The following is a 4,640-nucleotide window of genomic DNA, read 5'->3' on the forward strand; positions in this document are numbered from 1 at the left end:
AGAGACAGCGGCTTACCAAGGGGGGCCGCGAGACCCGCGAACGCATCATCGCGGCCGCTGCGGAGCTGATGTTCCACCGCGGCGCGGGGGGCACGAGCATCCCGGACATCCAGGCGGCCGCCGGGGTCAGCGCGTCACAGATCTACCACTACTTCGGCGACAAGCAGGGCCTGGTCCTGGCGGTCATCGACCACCAGACGGACACCCGGCTCGCCCAGCAGCGTCCGCTGCTGGACAACCTGGACAGCATCGAGGCCCTGCGCGAGTGGTGCGACAGGGCAGGGAGCCGGCAGGACGAAAGAGGATGCGAAGGCGGCTGCGAGATCGGCTCGCTCGCCAGCGAACTCGCCGACGACGACCAGTCGGCACGGACCAGACTCGTCTCCGCCTTCGACCGGTGGGAAGGGCCCATCAGGTCGGGACTCGCACGCATGCAGGCACGGGGCGAGCTGAGCGAGCGCGCCGATACCGCCGCGCTCGCCACCGCTCTGCTGGCCGCCATCCAGGGCGGCATGCTGCTGTCCCAGGTCCGCCGGTCGAGCACCGCCTACCGGCAGGCCGTGTCAGCGGTGATCGACCACATCGAGAGCCACCTCGTCCGGTAGCGGCTTGGGGGCGTCAGCTCACCGCTGACACCCTTTGACCCCGGCCGCGCCAGCAGCACGCGGTCGGCCTGGTCCAAGGCGTTGCGGGTCAGACCTCGAGGTAGGCGACGACGACCACGGTCTTCAAGGCCGTGACCCAGTACAGGAGGCGTACGCGTTCGACTTCGTCGGCGTACTCGCGCAGCTGGGGGCCGGCGGCGTCGCCGGGGATCGGCTCGCCGACGTCGGGGTCGACGGAGAGGACGACCAGGGCGCGGTCCAGGGCGTGGATCTCCGCCTCGCTGGTCAGGTTCTCCAGCTGCTTGGCGGCGGAGTCGGAGAACGCGATCCGGGCGCGGCGGGGGCCGTGCTGCGGGGCCATCAGGCGACGGCCGGGCGCTGGGAGGCGAGGCGGGCGAGGTGGGCCTCGCGCAGCTCCTCCCAGGGGGTGCACTGCTCGGGGTCGGGCAGGCCGTTGGCGGCGATGTCCTCCAGGACGGCGGCGAACCGGTCGGCGTCGGCGCGGGTCTTGGCCGCGTACGCGCGGACCGCGTCGGCGGCCGCGGGCTCCAGCTGCCGGGCGGCGGTGTCGGCGGGGGCCGGCTGTTCGCTCATCGAGGGCCTCCAGGGCGCGAACGGGCGTGTGCCACCACGGTATCGGCCGTACGGCGGCCGTGGGGCCGCTCCGCTTCACTCAGGCACAGCGCTCGCGGCCGCGGCCTCTTCGACCTTGTGACACCAGGGCTCTCCGGCGCACTGCCCGCCGAATCCGGGGTTGGCGCAGGTGCACTCCGGTTCGCGCTCCGTCACCTGCGTGATGCGGTAGAGGCCCGGGGTCATCTTGTCGATGCGCAGCTTCTGGACCTTCGCTGTGGCTTCTTGGATCGAGTCGGCGTGGGTGGTGTAGATCAGGGTGGTGGCGCCGGGGTGGGACGGGTCGGTGCACCGTGCCACGACCTGGTACTCGTGCTGCGTCATCGCGCCTCCCGGCTGCTCAGGCGGGCAGGCCGGGGAGGACCTGGCCGTCGGTGGCTCGCGCGCGGGACTTGAGAGTGCCGCCGTGCTCCGGGCACACACCCCACGGCACGGTGCACCGGCTCGGGTCGGTGGCGGTGCTCTGCAGGGCCTGGGCATAGAGCGCCGGCGGTGGCGCTGTCGGTGCTCACCCCGGAGATTCTTCCGCACCCGGCGGCCCGCCCGAGGCCGATCCCGGCGGTTACGTTCCGTACCCGCGCCCGGCGGGGGTGTCACGCTGCTCGGTGTGCGCGAAAACGGGGGTAGGCCCCGTGATTGCGGGCCCGAAGGGCAGCGTGACACCCCAGCGTGACAGTCGGATTGAGGGTGCGTGACACCCCAGCGTGACAGTCAGATGGTCACCGTCGGTGATCAGTGGGCGGGATGAGCGCGGGCGAGGAGCACGGCGAGTTCACCGGCGGCTTCGGGCTCGGAAGTGGCGAGGCGGCCCGCGAACGCCAGCTGGCCCATGTCCGCGCCGGGGACCAGGCGGGCGAGTTCGGCGAGCAGCGCGGCGTGGGCGAGGACCGGTGGGGTGAGAAGGCCGGCGGCTTCCTCGCGGGCGGCGGGGTCGCCGTAGTGGCCGCGGTGCGCGGCCAGGGCGTGGGCGAGCCAGGCGTCGACGTCGGCCTGGACGTACCCGCCGGCTCGCCGCGTGAGTTCGTCCCGGGCGGCTTCGTCCCCGGTGCGCGGCTCGGTCTGCTCCAGCGTGCCGAGCTCGCGCAGCGCCTGGAGCTCATCGGCGCGGGCCGCGACCCGGGCGGCTTCGCGCAGTTCGGCCTCGCGGGCGGCGGCGGCCGCGGCTTCGGCCGCGAGTTCGGCGCGGACGACGTCGTCGGTGTCCGGGTCGTAGACGGTGCCCGCCGGCGCGGCGGCGAGCAGCTGGTCGATGCGCTCCCACTCCGCGAGCTCCGCCGGGCCGCGGACGTCGTCGGCCAGGTCCTCGTGCCGGGAGTCCTGCCGCGCGTCGAACCGGGCGTCCTCGAGGGCGGCCGCGACGGCGTCGGCGTCCATGCCCTTCGCCCGTCGCCGTACGACGCGGCGGCCGATCCGGGCCGGGTCGACCGGCTCGCGGGGCGCGGCGACGCGCGGGGCGAGCGGACGGCGGGCGGAGCGCCGGGGCGGCCAGGGCGTGGGCATCGTCGGCCTCAATTCGTGGTGCGGATTCGGGAGCGGGCCGCCGCCAGAGCGCTGTACGGCGGCCCACCGGATCGTTTTATGCAGGCGCGTAAATCGACCGGGTCAGAAGAGGAACTCGATGGCTTGAACGTGTGTGAAATCCGCGCGCAGGCCATCGGCCCGGGTGCCCCATTCCGTGAAATACGACTCGGTGATGGCCTCCGCGACGATCGGATGCAGATCCTCCTCTGTCGCTCCGGCCTCCTGGAGCTCCAGTATCTGCTTCGCGTAGGTGGGTGAGATCGGGGTGGTGATGGTGCGTATGCGGCCGTCGTCCGAGCTGCCCGAGCACGTGAATCCAAAGTACGCCGTCACCTCCACCATCATCCCGCTGGACGTGGAAGCCTGTTGACGTGCCTGTGCCCTGACCTGCGGTTGCCACTCGGATTCGGTCTCTTCCACCAGGGCGGCCTGGAGGCGCTTCTGCGGGGTCTTCAGCTCCCCGGCGCGGTAGCGCTCGATCGTGCGGGTCGAGGTGCCCACGCGCTCCGCCAGGGCCTTGGCCGACCCCTTCACCCGCGTGAGGAGGAATTTCACCTGTGCATTCGCGGATTTCGGCGCGGGCCGGGTGAACACCTTCCGCTCCGCCCGCGCGAGGGCCTCCAGGACCTTGCCGCGACGTGGGGCCGGCCGCTGCTGCTCGTGATCACTCATGCCTCCAGGAGCTCACGGACCGCCTGTGGACAGAGGACCGGTCCCTGGCCCAAGTCGTCTGCTGCCGGGCGGTGTTCAGAAGAGTGCCGGGCGGGGGAGGGTTTCGGTGACAAAGGGGAGGAACGCCGTGGGGAAGCGAACAGGGGTGCGCAAGGGTGCCCGCCGGTCGGGGAATCCAGCGCGCCGCGAGGCGGAGCGTCTGTTCTCGGGGAACGTACTGGGTGAGCGCATGTACGCGGCTCCCAGCACTGCCGACCGGTCAGCGATGCAGCCGGGAGAGGTCATCCCGGTGAGCGTTCCGGAGTTGCCGGACGGCCTCGTGATCCGGGACGCGGCCCGCGCCGACACGGCCCCGCTGGAGCCGGTGATCCGCCTGGCCGACCCGGACAACCCCGACGGATCCTGGCGGGGGCTGCCCAACGTGATCAAGCAGAGCCTCGATCCGGAGAAGCCCACATACGCGCGGGTGGTGGAAGAGACGTCGTCCGGCGCGCTGGTCGGCGGCATGCTCACGCTGCCGGCGACGTGGGCCCTCACCCACCCCATGCTCATCGGATCGCCCAACGTGCACATCATCGCCGGTCTGGTCGCCTGCCTGGACTCCCTCGCAGTAGTTGAGCAGTGGCGCGGCCAGGGCGTCGCGCGCGCCCTGGTGGCCGAAGCGGAGAAGGCGGCCGGCTCGCACCAGGCCGGGAAGCTGGGCGCGGCCATCCTGTACGCCACGCACGAGCCGGAGCTGACGGACTTCTACGCCGGGCTCGGCTTCACCCTCTCCCCCGACGGCATCGGCATCCCCACCCCGACCGGGCTCATCTGCCACGGCCCGACCAAGGGCTTCCGCTTCTCGGTGAAGCCACTGCGCACCGGCATCCAGATGGAGCCCATGGCCACCCCGTACGGACGGCAGCTGGTCGTCCGCGGCGTCCTGCCCGTCCCTGCGCGCTGACGTCAGCGGCGGGTGACGGCGTAGCCCGCGTCGTTGACGGCGCGGGTCCACACGTCGCGGTCGAACCACTTGGTGATGTTCGGCTGGAGCTCGGTGATGGTGCGCATCCGGGCTTCCCAGTCGTGTCCGGCCGGTCCGCGGCTGCCGTCGCAGCCGGCGCAGCCGTCCTCGCCGTGGATGTGGCCGGCCATCCATGCGTTGACGGCCACGTTGATGATGACCGCGTACAGGTCGCCGCCGGTCTGCGCCAGGGAGTCCGGCAC

Annotated in this window: 7 protein-coding genes and 1 pseudogene; 2 read left to right on the top strand and 6 right to left on the bottom strand. The window is 72.2% G+C overall.

Features of this window, described 5'->3' with window-relative positions:
• Positions 1-605, top strand: a 605-nt coding sequence (locus ACFY32_RS33945; RefSeq protein ID WP_390676355.1) for a TetR/AcrR family transcriptional regulator, incomplete at its 5' end; no start/stop codon positions are given.
• A gap of 88 nt (positions 606-693) precedes the next feature.
• Here ACFY32_RS33945 and ACFY32_RS33950 read toward each other — a convergent pair.
• From ACFY32_RS33950 to tpg, 5 genes are all read right to left on the bottom strand, one after another.
• Positions 694-966, bottom strand: a complete 273-nt coding sequence (locus ACFY32_RS33950) for a hypothetical protein (RefSeq protein WP_390676356.1) — start codon at positions 964-966, stop codon at positions 694-696.
• Complete coding sequence (locus tag ACFY32_RS33955; protein ID WP_351221113.1) at positions 966-1,199, bottom strand: hypothetical protein; 234 nt, start codon at positions 1,197-1,199, stop codon at positions 966-968. The genes ACFY32_RS33950 and ACFY32_RS33955 overlap by 1 nt, the downstream gene beginning before the upstream one ends.
• Positions 1,200-1,274: 75 nt before the next feature.
• The gene (locus ACFY32_RS33960) at positions 1,275-1,562 is read right to left on the bottom strand and encodes a hypothetical protein (RefSeq protein ID WP_390676357.1); all 288 of its coding nucleotides are present in this window, start codon (positions 1,560-1,562) and stop codon (positions 1,275-1,277) included.
• A gap of 408 nt (positions 1,563-1,970) precedes the next feature.
• On the bottom strand, positions 1,971-2,738 hold the full coding sequence (locus tag ACFY32_RS33965; RefSeq protein ID WP_390676358.1) for a hypothetical protein: 768 nt from the start codon (positions 2,736-2,738) through the stop codon (positions 1,971-1,973).
• 102 nt (positions 2,739-2,840) lie between these two features.
• Complete coding sequence (gene tpg / locus ACFY32_RS33970; protein ID WP_390676359.1) at positions 2,841-3,431, bottom strand: telomere-protecting terminal protein Tpg; 591 nt, start codon at positions 3,429-3,431, stop codon at positions 2,841-2,843.
• A 289-nt stretch (positions 3,432-3,720) separates the two neighbouring features.
• Here tpg and ACFY32_RS33975 point away from each other — a divergent pair, with 289 nt between their 5' ends.
• Positions 3,721-4,377, top strand: coding sequence for a GNAT family N-acetyltransferase (locus ACFY32_RS33975; protein WP_390676360.1), 657 nt, complete (start codon positions 3,721-3,723; stop codon positions 4,375-4,377).
• Between the two features lie 2 nt (positions 4,378-4,379).
• On the opposite strand, the pseudogene ACFY32_RS33980 reads toward ACFY32_RS33975, so the two are convergent.
• Positions 4,380-4,640, bottom strand: a pseudogene (locus tag ACFY32_RS33980) (hypothetical protein); the annotation flags it as partial.

The organism is Streptomyces sp. NPDC000134 (assembly GCF_042899225.1).
Lineage (GTDB): Bacteria > Actinomycetota > Actinomycetes > Streptomycetales > Streptomycetaceae > Streptomyces.